Origin of the sequence: Nostoc sp. FACHB-190 (genome assembly GCF_014696905.1) — a bacterium.
In the GTDB taxonomy this organism is placed as follows: domain Bacteria; phylum Cyanobacteriota; class Cyanobacteriia; order Cyanobacteriales; family Nostocaceae; genus Nostoc_B.
Genome location: NZ_JACJQW010000026.1, coordinates 53,406 through 71,281, shown reverse-complemented (window position 1 = coordinate 71,281; position 17,876 = coordinate 53,406). Strand labels below are relative to the sequence as shown.

Sequence of the window (17,876 nt, the reverse complement as noted above, 5' to 3'; positions counted from 1 at the left end):
CAAATTCTTCTTAAAATTAAGCAAAGTCGCCCTTCAAGGGCGAGGCTTTCAACCCATGTTTTTGGTAATATCGAAATAGAGACGTAGCTATGCTACGTCTCTCAAAAGCTTTATGGTGATGGAAGCTAGTTCTTGCTCCGATGAGGTTCATAGCAAAATGCCCTGGTTTGTCAAAATAGAGTCAGGAAAAGTCGATAAAACCATTTTTGACCAATATATACCTGCCCACAAAGCATTCGTACAGGATTTAATTGCCAAAGGACATCAAGCTAAAACAGGCTATTGGGCAAAAATGGGAGGCGGGATGTTGCTGTTTGAAGCTGCTTCTCTGGATGAAGCTCAAGCTATTATTGCCCTAGACCCCTTGGTTAAAAACGGTTGTGTTGACTATCAGCTTTACGAGTGGAAAATTGTGGTTGAGTAAGAAACACTGACGAACTTTTAGTGTTCAGGACTTACGCACCAATATTGTCTATGAAGATGGGGTGTAAGGGTGTAAGGGTTTGAGATACATACACCCCTATACCCTCACCAAAATCCTTAATTTTTCGTTTTTATGCGTAAGTCCTAGTGTTATTATTTTCTTGAGGCTCGGATCTATGCGACTAAAACACCTAAACCTTGTCAGAACGTGAAAGTAGCAGCAATCAAGGATGCTTGTAGTAGGCGTAGTCTCCGGGCTGACCTGTTTTTGGGTCTGTGTTAACTACCAGCTTGACGAAGAAAAAAATGTGGTTGAGTAGGACACACTTACGAACTTTTAGTGTTATTATTTCATTAGACCTGGATCTATGCGACTGCAACGCCTAAACCTTGTCAGAACCGGAAGGTAGCAGCAATACGGGATGCTTGTAGTAGGCGTAGTCTCCGGGTCGCCCTATTTTTTAGGAGCGATCAGCAGCAATGCCCGGTTTTGGAGATATTGTACAAAAAGCTTTTTACCTCGGTGTTGGGTTGGCTTCTTACGCAGGTGAGAAAGCTGGAGGAAAAGTAGCAGAATTGCGATCGCAAGTCCAAAAACTGGCAGATGAAATGGTAGCGCGGGGCGAAATGAACACAGAAGAAGCCCGCCGCTTCGTTGAGGATATGATGAAGCAAGCGCAACAGCCACAAACACCCACTGCTGATACTACTGAAAAAACAACTCCTTCTGAACCTCGTCGCATCGAAATCCTAGAGGAAGATGAAGAGCCAACTGTAAAAGAGACCTCAACTGAAAATGTGGATGACTTGCGTAGCCAAGTGCTAAAACTGCAAGAAGAATTAAAAAGACTGCAACGCGATTAATAAACGGCAGTTTGTTTTTACCTTCAGCATCAGCAGCAAATAGTACTATAACTCAGATATCACCCAGGAAGTTGATAACATACATTGCCTAGAATGTATTTATGTACTTCAATTGGGGTGGTTGTTAGCATCCTAATTTTATAGCCAGTAAGAGCGTCAATTTTATGGAAGAGTGGCAAAAAGATTTAATGGGAATCGTAGAAACAGTGGCAGAGGAAGTCGAACGCTTCTTTCAAGGAATGAATGATATGGTTGATAGCTTTTTTGACCTCACAGAAGAATTGACTGAGCAAGTACAAAATAACATTGCCGCCGACGTAGAACAATACTTACAAGAAATATCTGCACCCTTCCTAGAAATTTATTGGGAACTAGAAGATGTGGTTGCAGATGTAGATCCGGGGTTTCCCTACTCAGTAGAACCCACACCAGAACAAAATCCTGCTTGTGTGGGTTGTACTAACTATCATGGTCAAGTTTATAGTGGTAACTTGTTAGTCTGCGCTATGCACCCCCACGGTTGGGATGATCAAAACTGTCCTGACTGGGAACAAGAGTGAAAATAAGGCAAAAGGTAAAAGGCAAAGGTCAAAGAATTTTTATCTTAATCAGCTTTTCGCCTATTATTGTTGAGGCGATAGATGACCAAGGATAATTGACCCATGACCCAGGAAGCATCAGAAGTAAAGTATGGTGAACGCAACATTGCGGAAGGTAATTTAATTACCTTTCCCAATCCGCGATTAGGTAGGCGATATGATATCAACATTACCTTGCCGGAATTTACCTGTAAATGTCCGTTTTCTGGCTATCCAGACTTTGCCACAATTCACATTACATACATACCAGATGAACGGGTAGTAGAATTAAAAGCCCTGAAGCTTTACATTAACAGTTATCGCGATCGCTATATCTCCCATGAAGAATCTGCCAATCAAATTTTAGATGACATGGTTGCAGCTTGTGATCCGCTAGAAATTACTGTTAAAGCCGATTTTGCTCCTAGAGGTAACGTCCATACAGTTATTGAAGTCAGACATCAAAAAGCATCAGCGCATTAAATCGCTAATGCTTATACTCAGTTGCAGTTAAAGATAGTAAGTGGGAGTAGGGAGTAGGGAGTGGGGAGTAGGAATACTATTCCTGAAAGCAACTTAGTATTTAATAACACGGAAAATCAAGGGTGTGGGTTAGGGTAAAGAGGTATCAGTGTTTAAAATGCCTACCCCTTTAAACCCATTCTCTACAGACAACCTTTATCCTTAAGTCTTGAACTATGAACGACGGCGGCGACGCAACTTCAGCATTCCCAATGCGCCTAAGCCCAAAATTGGGAGTGTGGCGGAAGGTTCTGGTACAGCAGAGGCTTTGAGATTATCTTTACCAAAGTCAACAACAAAAATTGTGTCGTTGTAATCTTTATCGCCACCATTGCGTAAATCTTCAAAACCCATCATCAGATAATTGCCAATCTTCCAAGCCATTACGTGTTGTAAGCCATCAGGGTTAAGGCTGGCATCTGCACCATAAATATCACCATTTTTTGGTGTGGCGCTGTATCCATCAGATTTGAGTAAGAAATTCAGCTGTGTACCAGCTTTAAAATTACCCAAATCTACAAAATCACCGATATCTAAAACACCATCTTTATCGCCTCTTTCACACTTATTCTTGGTGCTGTCGCAAGAGACATTTTCAAAAATCATACCGTTATTGTATTGTTCACCCCTAACTGATTCATAGGCTAACTGGTTTTTATAAGTAGCGCCTTCATTCAGGAACCAAACACGTACATTGTGCTTTTGTTTCAAAAATAGTTGAGAAAAGTCCACTTGCTGTGCTTGGACTTTATCTGCGGCGATCGCCACACCTTCTTTTTGTACTAAAGCTTGAAACTGGGGAAGTATAGATAAGAAATTTTTGTCTTCTGCTTTATCTGTGACAGAGAGACGCTTCATTGTACTCCAGTCACTAGCCTTTTTGGCGGCTTCTTGTGCCTCTACGGAATACTTAGCTGCATTATCAGCATCTAATTTAGCTTGATTTCTTGCATCTTCAGCATCTTTAACTTGTTTATCAGCACTTGCAGTGACAGTTTGCAGTTGTTGACTAGCTTGATTTCTAGCTTGTTCTGCTGTACCGCGCTTACTTGTAGCATCATTCAGCTTGGTATTTGCAGAATTAAAAGTTTTAGTCGCATCATTCAGCTTGGTATTTGCAGAATTAAAGGCTTTAGTCGCGTCAGTAACAGCTTTTTGTGCTGCACTTTTTTGCGCTGGAGTTGCAGATGAGAGGATGGTGTTCGCATCTGCTAAAGCCTTAGTAGCGGCATCATAGACTGTTTTGGTATCAGTTAAAGTCTTATTGGCTGCATCATACGCTGCTTTGGCTGTAATAAAATCTGCATCTGCTTTTTGAAATGTCTGTTCAGCAGAAGTTAAAACCTTAGCAGCATCTTGTTTAGCTTTTGTTGCAACTTGTGTGGTTTTTGTTAATGCAGCTTCAACTTTTTTGAGAGTATCTGCACTGTCTTTCGCCTTTTGAGCAGCTATGGGAGCTTCCTTGATGGCTTCTTGAATGGTAGTTGTCGCACTCGCTGAAGCTATACCAGAAAGTGAGTAGGTTAAAGTAGCAGCAGCAATCAGTCCAAAGCGGATTCTGTTCATGTTTTTCATAGATATTGATATGCACCTAGTTTTGATTTCTTTTAATCAAGTAATGAAATTTCAATCATTCACTTGCTCACCGTTGGAAAAAACTGGTTGTATGGGAGCTACTTTTTTTCGGGTAACTACTTTGTATCCTATTAAGATTTTTAACGTCGATAGTTAAGAGTTGTTTTTGCTAAGTCTTTATAACGAAATATCAATCAAGCGAACAGATATGAGAATTTGGGGCTGATTGTTATCTGGCAAAAAATTTAGTTATCCAAAACTGGTAAAAACACAGATAATATGAGGAGATAGTTTTGAGGATACGACATTCATCTCAGTAGGGATGAAATTACTATATAAATTCATCGCTATGATAATAAATAAAACTCTATAAACCCAATGACTGTAATACTGGATTTATAAAGTAGGCTTAAAATTTAGGCGTAAATTAGGTTCTCTAACAATCATTTTTGCTAAGATATAAGAGCCAAATTACAAAATATTTCTGATAATTATCTGAATAATAATAAATTTGGGCTATATGAAAGCCTCAAAAAATAGAATTAGCTGTGATTCTCAGTAGTAAATAATATTTCTCTGCACACTAAAAAATATAAAAACTGAATAATTACAGTGAAGATACAGAGAAAATCACTATATTTATTCAGCCTTCATAATTTATGTACGTGTTGATTTTAGTGGAGAGATAATGAAAAGGGTAAAAAGTTAAAATTTACCCCACTGCTGCTGTTGATTGCGAATTTAGTCCATTTAAAATCTCCAACACTTCTTTTTCAAATGCAACTTGAGCGCGATTAGTTTTACCACCAACATACAAGCGATCGCCTTTTTGTAATGCCCAAATTTGCGAATGGGAGAAGTAACTCATTACCACACCCGTCATCAAAATGGCAAAACCACCATAAACAATGGGAATACCAGGGTCAGATTTGATTTGTAAGCCAGTACTTCCAATCACTTCTAAGATTTTGAGTTTCGTACCGTTGACATCGGCCGCCATCCCAGACCGCACTGTTGTAATTAACTGACCTTTGCTGTCATAAATTAACATCATGCCTTGCAAGTCTTTGGCAATCAAAGACACACCCTCACTCAAATCGGGTTTAGTAGGTATCCAAGTTCCCCACATCCTACCTTGTTGGGGACTGGTATTTAACGCCGCCATTGGTAATTGAAACACCGGACTGTTATTGAATTGGAACCGGACACCAGAAATTCCCCAATCGGCTTGATAGAAGGTTACGCCACGATAACGCAGAGGTTGGTTAACGAAAATTGTCTTGCGGTCAACTTCTTTACCGTCATCGTCTAAAACAGACATATCGGAATAAAATTGGTCAATACTGCCAGAGGGTGTGTATTCAATCCAAAACCGATTTACCCGCACAGACCAATCTTTTAAGTGTTTGGTATTTGCCCAAGGGCCAGCATTGATGATGTTTTCTACCTGAAAGCGATCGCCACTAGGAATTTTTTCTTGGGCGGTAAATCCAGTCATGGAACCCCAAATGCCGCCTAACAGAATCATCACAATCCCAATGTGTACAATAATTGGGCCGATACGTCCAATTATGCCTTTACGGGCATAGAGAATATTGTCTTTGTCTTGAAAAATTTTATAACGACGGTTTTGCAATAAGGGAGCGAGGGAATCTAAAGAAGCAGTATCTAATTCTGCACTTAAGGCTAATTTTTGGAATTGTCGGGGTTCTTCGTAATATTTCCAACGTTGGGCAGCTTTTAAGGCTGGTAACTGTCTGGTAAAAGTACAAGCAGTTAAACTGCTACCAAACAAGATGAGTAACGCACTAAACCACCAAGTATGATAAACATGATTTAAACCAACTATTAAGATGACCTTCCAGGTTAGGAAACCAAACAAAGCTGGATGTTCTGGGTAGTTAGTGCGATAGAAGCTGGCTGACTCGTCTTGTTCTATGACCGTGCCGCTAACGCTGAATAAGGCAATGATTAATAATAAGGCGATCGCTAATCGTAAGTCTGTCAGTACAGGTAAAATCTCCTGACGCACAAATCGCCAAGGTGCTGACCACCAACTTGATGTTGTGGATGTGGACGCTGAATTATCTAAAGTCATGGGTTACAAACTGCCAAAGGGAATGCGAGAAATCAAAGAAAAAACACCAAATCCTACCAATAGCGCCCCGCTAACCGGGTTAATCCAACCAGACCAACGACGCAACTCCAGCAGTTTTTTGATTGCAGCAGTAAAAGTACCCGCCAAAATTAAAGGGGCTACATACCCTGCTGTATAAGACAGTAACAAAACAGCGCCTAAAATTAAGTCTTTTGTGCTGGCAACCCAAGTCAGTAAACTTGCTAAAACCGGGGTACTACAAGGAGAAGCCACTAAACCAAAAGTTAAGCCAATTGAATAAGAACGCACTCCCGGAGGTAAATCTTGAGAAATCCAATTTGTCTCGCCCAAAGAAGGAAATTGTAAGGGCAATGCTTCGAGCAAGTTCAGCCCCATAATAATGGCGATGATACTGACAATAATGGGTAAACCAGATCCAATTTGTCCGTAAACTTTGCCGACTAAACCAGCTATGATCCCCATTCCAGCCAGGGTAGTTGCCAATCCTAATGCAAACCAAGTAGACTGGGCTGCTGCTTGTAGACGACTTTTCGCCTCATAGCCGCCGATATAGCCGATGGTAATTGGTAGCATCGACAACATACAGGGAGTTAAGCTGGTGAGTAAGCCAGCCAGAAAAATAATCCCCACACTCAACAAACTTAAGTGTGTGAGTTGGTTAGCAACTACATTGTTGGCAAATTGTTCGAGTTGATAAATTTGAGTTTGTAAAGTCTCCAGCATAGAAATTTTTAATGTGGAAATGCTTGATATGCTTGAATTCTAGCTTACTTCACAGGCTTAGGGAAAAAGAAGCAGAGGTACATTTAGTTGAGGTTAGATGTTAAAAAAGACGTTGCAGTGCAACGTCTTTTTCACTTTACCCTAATCAGTGCTGTACACTGAGCGAAGTCGAAGTGTACAGCACTACTCATTGCATTAAAATTTGCCGAGTTAGAATACTCATCACCTCATCTGGATTGTCGGTTGGAAGTAGTGGACTCCAATCTGCAACATTAGCGTAGCCCAGCAGATGCAAGTGGTGAATGGTACTGGTGACAGCTTTGGGAGAACCGATGAGCAAATGTTTGATTGGTTCTCTGTGGGGAAATGGCTGTGGTGCGAATTGCTTGCGGCTGGGGGAATTGGCATTTGCGCCTAAGAACTGCGCTAATTTGGATTGGGCAAATTGTAGTAAATATGCAATCATGGGGTTGAAACTCCAGGTTTGGGTTTTTATAAAAGCGATCGCCGCCTTCTTGCCGGAATTACGCGATCGCTTTTATTTCAGTTTTGGGTTTAGATAAGGGCGATCGCTTGTTTCTGGATAGAATTGGGCGATCTGCTTTATCATGCCTTTACATTAAAGTATAAATTTATACTTGTCAAGCACTAATGCAAAAATTTTTAGAAAAATTGGGAAAATTTTTCTAGAGAATAATAATGTTGAATTAAGCTAACATTAGCAGCATTTATTAATATAATGATCGTGAATTGTGAGCATTTATTTACTGTATAATAGAATCAATATTCTATCGAGTCAGGAGAAAATTTTATGCTGACAAACAAGAATAACAAAACATTATATGAACAAGATTTTTATTTGTGGACACAAAATACAGTAAAACTTTTGCAGGAAGGAAAACTGGAACAATTAGATATTACGAATTTAATTGAAGAAATTGATAGTATGGGGCGGAGTGAAAAGAAAGAACTAAAAAATCGTCTAATAATCTTAATTGAACATTTATTAAAGCTCCAATTTTGGACAGCCGAAAAAGATGACAACTCTAGAGGGTGGCGTAATACTGTTGTTGAGCAAAGACGACAAATAATTTATCTTCTAGAAGATAGTCCCAGTTTAAAATCTGTTTTAGAGGATGTATTTCTAGATTGCTATACAAATGCCAGAAACGATACCATTAGAAAATATCAACTTAACTCAGAATTATTCCCCAAAGAATCGCCTTTTTCGGTAACTCAGATTCTTGACGCAGATTTTATCCCTTAATTTTAGAGCGATCGCTAAACGCCCAGCTTAAAGGTATACCTTGATTCCGTAACGAGCGATCGCCTTGTTATTAAGTATTTAGATATAGACTGATAAAATTAATCTCGAAATAATTCCCATATTTAAATATTTCAGTGAAACGCGACTCTATTTATTACCAAATTTTCAAACGATTTCCAGCATTAATATTTGAACTCGTTGATAACCGTCCTGCACAGGCGCAAAACTATCGATTTGAGTCAGTGGAGGTGAAAGAAACCGCCTTTCGGATTGATGGTGTTTTCTTACCACCAGAAGACGCAACATCTAGAGTTATATTTTTTGCCGAAGTGCAATTTCAGAAAGATGAAGGTCTTTATCATCGGTTTTTTACGGAATCAATGATGTATTTGAACCGCAATCAAGATCAATACGATGATTGGTACTGTGTGGTAATCTTTCCATCACGCTCTTTAGAACCAAACGATAAAAGAACTCATCGCATATTTTTAAACAGCGACCAAGTTCAGTGCATTTATTTGGATGAGTTAGGTACTTCTGATACTCTGCCAATAGGCATCAACTTAATACAGTTGACAACCGCATCCTCCGAAACAATGGCAGAACAAGCCAAGCAACTAATTCAACGGGTAAAATTAGAAGAAACAGGCAAACTACCAAAAACCGAAATCATCGAAATTATTACGACAATTGCTGTTTACAAATTTTCATCTTTGAGTCGAGAGGAAGTAGAAGCTATGCTAGGACTGAGTTTAGAACAAACAAGAGTATATCAGGAAGCCAAAGCGGAAGGTTTAGAACAAGGTTTAGAACAAGGTCGAGAACAACGGGAAGCTGAACTGTTAAAAGTTGCTGTCCCACTGTTACTGAAAACTGGGATGAGTGTAGAACAGATTGCTCAACAATTTAATGTTGCTGTGGAATCTGTGGAGAAATATAGGTAAGATTACCTGTGATGAGTTATGGCGATCGCACCCCATCTTACCTATAATTAGCAAAGATTCGTTCTGTACAATTGACTAAACAGCCGCCAAGAGCGATCGCCCCCAGGTTTAGCGCATCAGTAGTTTTACCAGTAGAATAGACACATAAAATTTTGCCGCTATTTGGCTTATTGATAGTGGATTTATGATAACTGTAAGCTTGAATGCTGTAGCTACTGCGATCGCAAATATTACGTATTTATTTATCTTTACATACTTTGGTTTTTTCTCGTCGTTCTACTTAACTTCCAAACAGCAAAACTCCATCGCAGCTATTTTCGCCAACTGCGACAGAGAAAAAGAAATTGAAACACCAAGGTAAAGCACAGGCGAAAAGTTAATGCTTCAATGCTAAAAATGAAGCAAAATATGAGGAAATAACCTAATGTTTTTGCCTATCCTCTCCCTTGGTGCTTCCTACTGTGCTAGACAAGTTCAATATATAGTTTTTAATTTTTGGGAACAGTATTCTATCGATCAATTTTCCGGTATTGCAATCAACGACAATTTCCCCAACTCAAATCATCGGAGATTGCTGATTAATTTCACTACAAAATCCCAGGCAAAAGATTCTGATTACCGACAAAATTTGTGGGTGGGAATTGGTTTTAAACAAGGGACTTCGGCGCAGTTGATGGTGATAGCCATTGAACAAGTATTTCAAAAATATTTACTCGATGAAAGTGCGATCGCCGGAATTGCTACCATTGATACAAAAGCATCAGATACAGCATTAATAGAAATTTGCCATCAACGCCATTGGCTTTTGCAAATGTTTTCCGCAGCAAAGTTATCTACTGTCATAGTCCCCAACCCATCTGCAATCATTACCACAGCCACGGGAACACCCAGTGTTGCAGAAGCGGCGGCGATTTTGGCGGCTGACAATGGCAAACTTGGTGCTAAATTATTGGTTCCAAAAAATATTTTCCGCTTATCAGAACTACCTGGGGTAGTAACTGTAGCGGTGGCGCAAGAAATTTAAGCGTGATTCAGGGAGTTGTAATAGGGAGACAAGGGAGACAAGGGGGACAAGGGAGATGGAAGTCTTGCGAATAAGCTGAACTATATTACGAAATTTAAGTCGTCTGGAAACTCTCGCCAATGAATAATGAAAGCGCCAACTTATACCAATTTAAGAAAAGAATGCGACAGATATAAATCAGGAAAGTCTTACTGGAGCTAGATTTCTTAATTGCGTTAGCGAGGAACGAGCGTCGCGTCATTGCGAATTGCGAATTGTCATTATTTATTCAACAGCTCTGAGAAAATAATTAATCACGCTCGACACAATTGATAATACAATTGACCCCAGCAATGCGGGTAAAAAGCCTTTAATCTCAAAACCAGTACTGGGAGTAATAGCACTGGCTAACCACAGAGATAAAGCATTAATGACAAATGTAAATAACCCAAAAGTTAGTAAAGTAATAGGAAAGGCTAACAGGCGTAAAACTGGTCTAATAAAAGCATTGACCAAGCCAATAACCAATGCTGCTACCAAAGCCGCAACAAAGTTATTGACAATAAAACCATCGACAATTCTAGAGGTAATCAGTAACGCCACCGCAGTAGCCAGCCAAGTTAACAAAAAGTGTTTCATATCAAACAGGTACTACTTCCATCACATAAATTGAGTAGAGATGCCATATACCATCCCTACTGAAAACTGACATAACTACGTATTATTAGCCTATCGTTGCCCAGGCGATCGCCGCAAGAGAATGTCCCAGGTAGCGCCACCAGCTACACCATCTTCTTCTAACCCATAACGCCTTTGCAACGCTTTCACTGCGGTTTCGGTGGTGCGTCCAAAATCACCATCGACATTACCACTATTCAAAAAACCAAACCTTTGTAATTGTTTTTGCAACGTGATGACATCTTGACCACTCATCCCTAGACGTAAAATGGGATATCCTTCCGCAGTGTATTGAATTCCCGGAACTTGGCGAAAAGTAAGAGTTGGTGCTGCTGGCTTTGTCGGAGTTCTGCGTTGCGTTGTGGGAGTTCTGCGGTTAACTGGTTTAGGTTCTGGTGCGAGTGTTGGTACTTGGGTGGTTCTAGTTCTAGGAGTAGCAGGTCTTGGTTCTGGTTTCGCTACAGCAGCGTTGGTAGTGCTTGGTCGAGTTGCGGACAAAGATGCAGCCGTGTTGGTAGATGCTGGTTCTTTAGGAAACAGTTTTTGCCAAGTAGCCGCATCAACTACCCCATCAGGATTTAAACCAACGGCTTGCTTGAAGCGAGAAACTGCATTTGCCGTATTTTCGTTATAAACTCCATCAACATTGCCTGAGTAAAAGCCTAAAAGCTTGAGTGCGGCTTGCAACTCCGAAACACGTTCCCCTTGAGAGCCAATTTTCAGCGTCGGACGAGAAATTGCAGCATTTGGGACAGCTTGAGCGATTTCCAAAGGTGCAGCCAATGAAACTATAGACGAAGAAGCAACAAATAAAGGCGGAGAAAATAACAGCAGTAACCAATACAACTGATTAGCACTCAAGCAGCGCAAGCCTGACCGTAACTCTAAGTACTTCAAGAAACATGCTGTTAGGCTGCCTTTCATGGAATTTACCCCCAGAATCTTCTGTTGCTAATATTACCAGCCACTGGAGTCCAGAAAAAAGCTAGTACAGCACAATATGGTGGGTTGTGGTGCGATCGCCCCAAATCCAGTAATAATTACAATGTCCTAGATGAGTAAGTGCGATCGCGCCAAATCTAGCAATAATTACAATGACCTAGATAAGCAAGTGCGATCGCCCCAAATCCAGCAATAATTACAATGCCCTCAAAGTAAGCAAATTCCACCCTGAATTTCTTGCTAACACTAGTCACACTCAGATAAATCAATGGTTGTGAGAGCCAGTGTTGTGCATCTCTATTGCGAAGTATTGGCTAGAACATATTTTCTAAGCACACTGTAGAATTAAGTCACGATTTCTGCCATATCCGCTTAACTTCTACATAATCATTGCCAATCACGACATTATATATGTCTGGATTTGTCAAACGCTGCCACTCAGCAAAACCTATCTGCTGGTGGAAATGTTTTAATAGCAGAGTCATTAAATTACCATGCGTGACAATAATCGTAGTCTTAGTATTGTGCAACAAAATTTCATTTACTACTGCAACTCCCCGTTGCATTGCGGCACGACTTGATTCACCACCTACTAAACATAAATCGAGATCGTCGAAAGTCTTGAGCAGATGGTCACGCCAATCGGGAAGCACGGCTGTACTCAATACTCTTTCTCTGAGTCGATCATCAAGCTCAATAGTAATGCCAAGCCTGTCAGCAAGAGGTGTGATGGATTGATACGCTCTAACAAAAGGACTAGAGACAATACGTTCAACATGAACTCTCGAAAAAAAATCTGCAAGTAAATTGGCTTGTATTATACCCTCTTGCGTGAGTGGTGCTTCAGGTTCTTGTCCTGATGCTTGACAGTGCCTAACTAAATAGAAAATTTTGTTTGACAATGCTATTTATTGTCCAATAACAGATTTAAGTTTAATTTCTCATATTCATGAATAACATACAAGCTTGGATAGTTAAAAACTAATGTCGCGCAAGGAAGTTGCGCGACATTGGCGGATGAAAGCTTGACCATTAAAGCATTTGAGTAAATAAAACGATTTTTTCTGGAATTAATTTTCTTACTTGCGCCCTATTTGATTATGACTTTCGTATGAAAGTGAAAAATCAAGGGTTTGGGCAAGGGTGAAGGGGTGTATGTATCTAAAGTCATTACACCGTTCTGCTGACGCTCATAGCGAAGCCCTACACCCCTTCACCTGGGCTCTACAGAAAATCTTTGTGCGTAAGTCCTAATTAGGCTAAGGACATAACACTAAAACTACTTGTGTTGTGCATAAATGGAAAGTCAAAATGATCATGACAAGAAGTGACAAATGACCATCGAATTATTATTAAGCCTGCTTTACTTCTTCATACCAAATGCCAACTTTTTCAAAAGCAGCGTAAGCCAGCTTGAGAAAATGTACGACTCGCTGTTTGCTCAAAATACCAAATTCTTTGTATTCTCTTGCTTCAGAGAAAGTCATGCGAGTTTGGTCAATGATGTTTCTTTCTTTGTATGCCAATTTCGGAAAGTCCACAACCTGAACGTTATGCTTCTGTACTAACTGTTGCATGTTCGGGTCAGAATCAACGTGTTCCCAGTCGTCACACAGTCCGCAATTTCTCACAAGGACATGGGGGACTTTATCACCATAGCTATTGATTGACTGAACAAATAAATTGAGGCTGTCATAGCCGCCTGTAGTGACAAACCACTTACAAAAACTAACTCCTTCGGCGCTTCCGAGTTCGAGTAACTGGTTTTTATCAATCCAGTTTTTGACGGCGCGATGGCTTTGGGCGGCGAGATTGACAATTACAGGCTTAGACATTGCCATTTCAAAGATTCTATCAGCTTTGTCGGCTTGGCGTTCATCTTCGGTAAAAACGGCATACTGACACATACCTTTATAAACGCCAGCTACGTCAGGATTTGATCTATCCGTCTCTATGGGGACAAAGGGAATTTTCTTATCTAAGCAATATTGAATCATTGTCCGGGTGACTAGCGACTTTCCTACCCCACCTTTTTCACCATCTATTAAATGAATTGTTGGCATAATAGCTACCCCTAATACTGTTTGAAGTTATTTAAAATATCTGCTTGTGTTTTGGAAGCTTTTGGTGGCTTCTGCTGCAACTTTTATACCATCTGTTGAGAAATACTGCTGATTTTTCGTTAAATTAACGCGATGTGTGACTTATTCTTGAAACCCCTCTCCAAACCTCTCACGCCAGTCGCTACAACGGAGGAAACCTCCGCAACGCGCTGGCTCCCCGAAGCGGAGAGAGGCTTTGAATCTTACCCCCCTTCCCTTGTAGGGAAGGGGTTGGGGGTTAGGTTTGAGAGAAAGTTGCACATCACGTTAAATTAACGTTTATCTATAGAGTTTTTTGAGACTTTGTGCCTGTCATGTTACCGATCAGGGTCAAAATTTAAATAATCCTATCATCAAAGACTGACAAGGGTTCGATACAAACTTTTACATTTGCTGGGGGGAATAAGAGGCAAAAAAATACCAGACTCTACTTTTAGAGTTTTGCGAGTAGCACTTTAATATTTTCGGTGTTATCTTAAAATCCTGGCTTTATGTCAGGCTGTGCGCTTGATTATTTAGCGATCGCACCCACAAACATCATCACTATATCTAGTAATTTTTGCCTAGTAATTGAGCAAAAAAATCTCATCCATAAATCATTGAATCTGTCCTGTATCTACCTAAAAATACAGTCAATTAGTGTATCTATTGTTATAGATTTAATTGCGAAATTGTAATATTAAGCAACCAATTTTGAGCAAGAAGTCTACAATTTGGGTGGTAGCTTCTATAACTAATTTGTGTAAAAATAGGCGGCTACCTCAAGCTGTTTTTTAATGGGGGTCAGGTAATGGCTATCGCCACCATCAATCCCGCCACTGGGGAGACGCTCAAAACTTTTGAGCCACTCAACGATGTAGAAATTGCCGCTAAACTAAATTTGGCAAATCAGGCTTTTGAGCAGTACCGTAAGACGAGTTTCCCACAGCGATCGCTCTGGTTGCAAAAGGCTGCGGAAATTTTAGACCAAGAAAAGGCAGACTTTGGCAAAATTATGACGCTGGAAATGGGTAAACCATACAAAGCAGCGATCGCAGAAGTTGAAAAATGTGCCAGTGTTTGTCGCTATTATGCGGAAAATGCTGCTGATTTTTTGGCGGATGTGACTGTGAAAACAGATGCTAGTCATAGCTTTGTCCGCTATCAGCCCTTGGGGGTAATTTTGGCAGTGATGCCGTGGAATTTTCCCTTTTGGCAAGTGTTTCGCTTTGCTGCACCTGCACTGATGGCAGGTAATGTTGGTTTATTAAAACATGCGTCGAATGTACCGCAATCAGCTTTAGCAATTGCCGATATTTTCCAACGGGCTGGTTTTCCCGGAGGTGTATTTCAAACTTTATTAATTGGTGCGGCAAAAGTAGCTGATTTAATTGCTGATGACCGAGTAAAAGCTGCTACCTTAACTGGAAGTGAACCTGCGGGTGCGTCTTTAGCCGCCAACGCCGGCAAACACATTAAAAAAACTGTTTTGGAATTGGGGGGAAGTGACCCGTTTATTGTTTTAGCCAGTGCGGATATAGCAGCCGCAGCAGCGACAGCCACCGCCGCCCGGATGTTAAATAATGGGCAATCTTGTATTGCTGCGAAACGCTTTATTGTGGAAGAAGCGATCGCTGATCAATTCGAGAAGTTATTGTTAGATAAATTTCTGGCTTTAAAAGTCGGCGATCCTATGCAACCAGACACCGATTTAGGGCCACTCGCCACACCAGATATCCTCCAAGAGTTAGATCAGCAAGTACAAGTTGCCAAACAAAGCGGCGGTAAAGTCTTGACTGGTGGGCATCCTATATCAAACCTTCCTGGTAACTTTTATCCACCAACAATCATCTCAGATATTCCTCTTGACGCGCCAATTGCCCAGGAAGAATTTTTTGGCCCAGTCGCCTTGTTATTTCGAGTGCCAAATATTGATGCAGCGATTAAACTGGCAAATGCTACACCCTTTGGTTTGGGTGCAAGTGCTTGGACAAACAACGACGAAGAACGTTCACGCTTAATTGCCGAAATTGAAGCTGGCGCAGTCTTTATCAATGGTTTAGTTAAATCTGACCCCCGCTTACCTTTTGGCGGTCTCAAACGTTCTGGCTATGGCCGAGAATTAAGCATTCAAGGCATACAAGAGTTTGTCAATGTTAAAACTGTTTGGGTGAAGTGATTAGTGAGTAGGGAGTAGGGAATAGGAAGGCAAAAATCAAAAGGCAAAAGTTAAAAGAAACCTAGTTTTTTACTTTTTACTTGATGTATCACTACTCCCCACTCCCCACTCTCCATTCCCTACTTTGTGCATCTTATGAGGAACTTAAAATGAATACAGCAGAACTATTAGTAAAGTGTTTAGAAAATGAAGGTGTAGAGTATGTTTTTGGACTGCCGGGTGAGGAAAATTTACACGTTTTAGAAGCAATCAAACACTCTACCATTAAATTTATTACGACTCGTCATGAACAAGGTGCGGCTTTTATGGCCGATGTTTATGGACGGTTAACTGGTAAAGCTGGGGTTTGTCTTTCTACCCTTGGCCCTGGGGCAACAAATTTGATGACTGGTGTGGCTGATGCTAACCTGGATGGTGCGCCTTTAGTAGCAATTACTGGGCAAGTGGGAACCGATAGAATGCACATTGAATCTCACCAATATTTAGATTTAGTGGCGATGTTTGCCCCGGTAACTAAGTGGAATAAACAGATTGTGCGACCGAGTATTACACCAGAAGTAGTCCGCAAAGCCTTCAAGCGATCGCAAACCGAAAAACCCGGTGCAGTGCATATCGATTTACCAGAAAATATCGCCGCTATGTCTGTGGAAGGGAAACCTTTACAGCGCGATAAAACTGAAAAAACCTACGCATCTTTCGCCAGCATCCGCGCCGCCGCCGCGATGATTTCTCAAGCCGTCAATCCCTTAATTTTAGTTGGTAATGGTGCAATTCGTGGTCAAGCTAGTGATGCGGTAACACAATTTGCAACACAAATGAATATCCCTGTTGCTAATACATTTATGGGTAAAGGTGTAATTCCTTATACTCATCCTTTGGCATTATGGTCTGTCGGATTACAGCAAAGAGACTTTATTACCTGCGGTTTTGATAATACAGATTTAGTAATTGCGATCGGCTATGATTTAATTGAATTTTCGCCGAAAAAATGGAATCCTGAAGGGAATATTCCCATCGTACATATTAGTACATCTGCGGCAGAAATTGATAGTAGTTATGTTTGTAATGTGGAAGTTATTGGTGATATTTCCGATTCTTTGTTTGAAATCTTAAAAGTCGCCGACCGCCAAGGTAAACCAAATCCTTATGCGATTAGTTTACGCAGTGAAATTCGCGCTGATTATGAACAATATGCTAATGATGAAGGTTATCCAATTAAACCGCAAAAATTAATTTACGACTTGCGGCAAGTCATGGGGCCAGATGATATTGTAATTTCCGACGTTGGCGCACATAAAATGTGGATGGCGCGTCATTATCATTGCCATAGTCCCAATACTTGCATTATTTCTAACGGCTTTGCCGCAATGGGGATTGCGATTCCTGGTGCTTTAGCCGCTAAACTGGTGTATCCCAAGCGCAAAATTGTGGCTGTAACGGGTGACGGTGGCTTTATGATGAATTCCCAAGAATTAGAAACAGCGTTGCGCGTCGGTACTCCCTTTGTCACCTTAATCTTTAATGATGGTGGTTATGGCTTAATTGAATGGAAGCAAGAAAACCACTTTGGTAAAGGTAATTCATCTTTCGTCCATTTTGGTAATCCCGATTTTGTCAAATTAGCCGAAAGTATGGGTTTAAAAGGCTATCGCGTGGAATCTAGTCTCGATTTAATCCCGATCCTTAAAGAAGCCTTAGCGCAGGATGTACCCGCAGTTATTGATTGTCCTGTAGATTACAGAGAAAATCGCCGTTTTACTCAAAAAGCCGGTGAATTGAGTTGTGAACTGTAGTTCTGAGGACTGACACATAAAGGTTGTCTATTGAGAATGGGTGTAAGGTTTTTCCCTCCTAAACCTGCACCCTGATACAGCACTTTTGAAGTAAGTGAGGTACACCATTTACTTTTTTCAATCAGTTGCTGTACCTCATAAACAAGGCTCAAGTATTACTACTTGAGCCTTGATAAAATTATGTA

General features: G+C 40.6%; 18 protein-coding genes and 2 other RNA genes. 12 read left to right on the top strand and 8 right to left on the bottom strand.

The features are described from left to right. The first annotated feature begins 157 nt into the window (after nt 1-157). The 6 genes from H6G28_RS24295 (at nt 158) to queF (ending at nt 2,348) form a co-directional block, all read left to right on the top strand. A complete protein-coding gene (locus H6G28_RS24295; RefSeq protein ID WP_190591418.1) occupies nt 158-424 on the top strand; it encodes a YciI family protein in 267 nt (88 codons plus the stop codon). Nucleotides 425-588: 164 nt separating this feature from the next. Then, nucleotides 589-685, top strand: an RNA gene (gene ffs, locus H6G28_RS24290) — signal recognition particle sRNA small type. A gap of 95 nt (nt 686-780) precedes the next feature. Next, nucleotides 781-877, top strand: an RNA gene (ffs, locus tag H6G28_RS24285) — signal recognition particle sRNA small type. Between the two features lie 26 nt (nt 878-903). Then, the gene (locus H6G28_RS24280) at nt 904-1,287 is read left to right on the top strand and encodes a phasin family protein (RefSeq protein WP_190591417.1); all 384 of its coding nucleotides are present in this window, start codon (nt 904-906) and stop codon (nt 1,285-1,287) included. Nucleotides 1,288-1,451: 164 nt separating this feature from the next. After that, nucleotides 1,452-1,847 (top strand): hypothetical protein, encoded by a 396-nt coding sequence (locus tag H6G28_RS24275; protein ID WP_190674914.1) that lies wholly within the window; start codon nt 1,452-1,454, stop codon nt 1,845-1,847. Nucleotides 1,848-1,949: 102 nt separating this feature from the next. Beyond that, nucleotides 1,950-2,348 (top strand): preQ(1) synthase, encoded by a 399-nt coding sequence (gene queF / locus H6G28_RS24270; protein ID WP_190674910.1) that lies wholly within the window; start codon nt 1,950-1,952, stop codon nt 2,346-2,348. 213 nt (nt 2,349-2,561) lie between these two features. Here queF and H6G28_RS24265 read toward each other — a convergent pair whose 3' ends face one another. The 4 genes from H6G28_RS24265 to H6G28_RS24250 form a co-directional block, all read right to left on the bottom strand. Further along, on the bottom strand, nt 2,562-3,962 hold the full coding sequence (locus tag H6G28_RS24265) for a DUF4114 domain-containing protein (protein WP_190591414.1): 1,401 nt from the start codon (nt 3,960-3,962) through the stop codon (nt 2,562-2,564). 712 nt (nt 3,963-4,674) lie between these two features. After that, nucleotides 4,675-6,060 (bottom strand): cytochrome c biogenesis protein, encoded by a 1,386-nt coding sequence (locus H6G28_RS24260; RefSeq protein WP_190591413.1) that lies wholly within the window; start codon nt 6,058-6,060, stop codon nt 4,675-4,677. Nucleotides 6,061-6,063: 3 nt separating this feature from the next. Then, a complete protein-coding gene (locus tag H6G28_RS24255) occupies nt 6,064-6,804 on the bottom strand; it encodes a cytochrome c biogenesis protein CcdA (protein WP_190591412.1) in 741 nt (246 codons plus the stop codon). A 187-nt stretch (nt 6,805-6,991) separates the two neighbouring features. Next, nucleotides 6,992-7,270 carry a hypothetical protein gene (locus H6G28_RS24250; protein ID WP_190674908.1) on the bottom strand — a complete coding sequence of 93 codons (279 nt, stop codon included), beginning with the start codon at nt 7,268-7,270 and terminating at the stop codon, nt 6,992-6,994. A gap of 345 nt (nt 7,271-7,615) precedes the next feature. Between H6G28_RS24250 and H6G28_RS24245 the strand changes: the two genes are divergently transcribed. From H6G28_RS24245 to H6G28_RS36960, 4 genes are all read left to right on the top strand, one after another. After that, a complete protein-coding gene (locus H6G28_RS24245) occupies nt 7,616-8,071 on the top strand; it encodes a DUF29 domain-containing protein (protein WP_190591410.1) in 456 nt (151 codons plus the stop codon). 134 nt (nt 8,072-8,205) lie between these two features. After that, nucleotides 8,206-9,015, top strand: a complete 810-nt coding sequence (locus tag H6G28_RS24240) for an Rpn family recombination-promoting nuclease/putative transposase (protein WP_190674905.1) — start codon at nt 8,206-8,208, stop codon at nt 9,013-9,015. Nucleotides 9,016-9,199: 184 nt separating this feature from the next. After that, nucleotides 9,200-9,376 carry a hypothetical protein gene (locus H6G28_RS24235; RefSeq protein ID WP_190591408.1) on the top strand — a complete coding sequence of 59 codons (177 nt, stop codon included), beginning with the start codon at nt 9,200-9,202 and terminating at the stop codon, nt 9,374-9,376. Between the two features lie 63 nt (nt 9,377-9,439). Further along, the gene (locus H6G28_RS36960; protein ID WP_190674902.1) at nt 9,440-10,039 is read left to right on the top strand and encodes a cobalamin biosynthesis protein; all 600 of its coding nucleotides are present in this window, start codon (nt 9,440-9,442) and stop codon (nt 10,037-10,039) included. 264 nt (nt 10,040-10,303) lie between these two features. Here the strand turns inward: H6G28_RS36960 and H6G28_RS24225 are convergent, their stop codons facing one another. The 4 genes from H6G28_RS24225 to H6G28_RS24210 all read right to left on the bottom strand — a co-directional run bounded on the left by H6G28_RS24225 (nt 10,304) and on the right by H6G28_RS24210 (nt 13,701). After that, nucleotides 10,304-10,657 (bottom strand): phage holin family protein, encoded by a 354-nt coding sequence (locus H6G28_RS24225; RefSeq protein ID WP_190591406.1) that lies wholly within the window; start codon nt 10,655-10,657, stop codon nt 10,304-10,306. A gap of 90 nt (nt 10,658-10,747) precedes the next feature. Then, nucleotides 10,748-11,620: a peptidoglycan-binding domain-containing protein gene (locus H6G28_RS24220; protein WP_190674900.1), complete on the bottom strand. Its 873-nt coding sequence runs from the start codon at nt 11,618-11,620 to the stop codon at nt 10,748-10,750. Nucleotides 11,621-11,988: 368 nt separating this feature from the next. After that, complete coding sequence (locus tag H6G28_RS24215) at nt 11,989-12,540, bottom strand: histidine phosphatase family protein (RefSeq protein ID WP_190674897.1); 552 nt, start codon at nt 12,538-12,540, stop codon at nt 11,989-11,991. A gap of 450 nt (nt 12,541-12,990) precedes the next feature. After that, nucleotides 12,991-13,701: a P-loop NTPase family protein gene (locus H6G28_RS24210; protein WP_096582981.1), complete on the bottom strand. Its 711-nt coding sequence runs from the start codon at nt 13,699-13,701 to the stop codon at nt 12,991-12,993. An 829-nt stretch (nt 13,702-14,530) separates the two neighbouring features. On the opposite strand from H6G28_RS24210, the gene H6G28_RS24205 reads away from it, so the two are divergent. Together H6G28_RS24205 and H6G28_RS24200 are read left to right on the top strand one after the other, a co-directional pair. Beyond that, nucleotides 14,531-15,898: an NAD-dependent succinate-semialdehyde dehydrogenase gene (locus H6G28_RS24205; RefSeq protein WP_190674894.1), complete on the top strand. Its 1,368-nt coding sequence runs from the start codon at nt 14,531-14,533 to the stop codon at nt 15,896-15,898. Between the two features lie 149 nt (nt 15,899-16,047). Continuing rightward, entirely contained in the window at nt 16,048-17,691 is a 1,644-nt protein-coding gene (locus tag H6G28_RS24200) for an acetolactate synthase large subunit (RefSeq protein ID WP_190594422.1), read from the top strand. Nucleotides 17,692-17,876: the final 185 nt, after the last annotated feature.

Excerpts from the sequence above, each read along its gene's own strand:
- H6G28_RS24260 (WP_190591413.1), bottom strand. The coding sequence starts at position 6,060 with ATGACTTTAGATAATTCAGCGTCCACATCCACAACATCAAGTTGGTGG.
- H6G28_RS24220 (WP_190674900.1), bottom strand. The coding sequence starts at position 11,620 with ATGAAAGGCAGCCTAACAGCATGTTTCTTGAAGTACTTAGAGTTACGG.
- H6G28_RS36960 (WP_190674902.1), top strand. The coding sequence starts at position 9,440 with ATGTTTTTGCCTATCCTCTCCCTTGGTGCTTCCTACTGTGCTAGACAA.
- H6G28_RS24200 (WP_190594422.1), top strand. The coding sequence starts at position 16,048 with ATGAATACAGCAGAACTATTAGTAAAGTGTTTAGAAAATGAAGGTGTA.
- H6G28_RS24295 (WP_190591418.1), top strand. The coding sequence starts at position 158 with ATGCCCTGGTTTGTCAAAATAGAGTCAGGAAAAGTCGATAAAACCATT.
- H6G28_RS24210 (WP_096582981.1), bottom strand. The coding sequence starts at position 13,701 with ATGCCAACAATTCATTTAATAGATGGTGAAAAAGGTGGGGTAGGAAAG.
- H6G28_RS24255 (WP_190591412.1), bottom strand. The coding sequence starts at position 6,804 with ATGCTGGAGACTTTACAAACTCAAATTTATCAACTCGAACAATTTGCC.
- H6G28_RS24265 (WP_190591414.1), bottom strand. The coding sequence starts at position 3,962 with ATGAAAAACATGAACAGAATCCGCTTTGGACTGATTGCTGCTGCTACT.
- H6G28_RS24205 (WP_190674894.1), top strand. The coding sequence starts at position 14,531 with ATGGCTATCGCCACCATCAATCCCGCCACTGGGGAGACGCTCAAAACT.
- H6G28_RS24245 (WP_190591410.1), top strand. The coding sequence starts at position 7,616 with ATGCTGACAAACAAGAATAACAAAACATTATATGAACAAGATTTTTAT.
- H6G28_RS24235 (WP_190591408.1), top strand. The coding sequence starts at position 9,200 with ATGATAACTGTAAGCTTGAATGCTGTAGCTACTGCGATCGCAAATATT.
- H6G28_RS24275 (WP_190674914.1), top strand. The coding sequence starts at position 1,452 with ATGGAAGAGTGGCAAAAAGATTTAATGGGAATCGTAGAAACAGTGGCA.
- H6G28_RS24250 (WP_190674908.1), bottom strand. The coding sequence starts at position 7,270 with ATGATTGCATATTTACTACAATTTGCCCAATCCAAATTAGCGCAGTTC.
- queF (WP_190674910.1), top strand. The coding sequence starts at position 1,950 with ATGACCCAGGAAGCATCAGAAGTAAAGTATGGTGAACGCAACATTGCG.
- H6G28_RS24280 (WP_190591417.1), top strand. The coding sequence starts at position 904 with ATGCCCGGTTTTGGAGATATTGTACAAAAAGCTTTTTACCTCGGTGTT.
- H6G28_RS24225 (WP_190591406.1), bottom strand. The coding sequence starts at position 10,657 with ATGAAACACTTTTTGTTAACTTGGCTGGCTACTGCGGTGGCGTTACTG.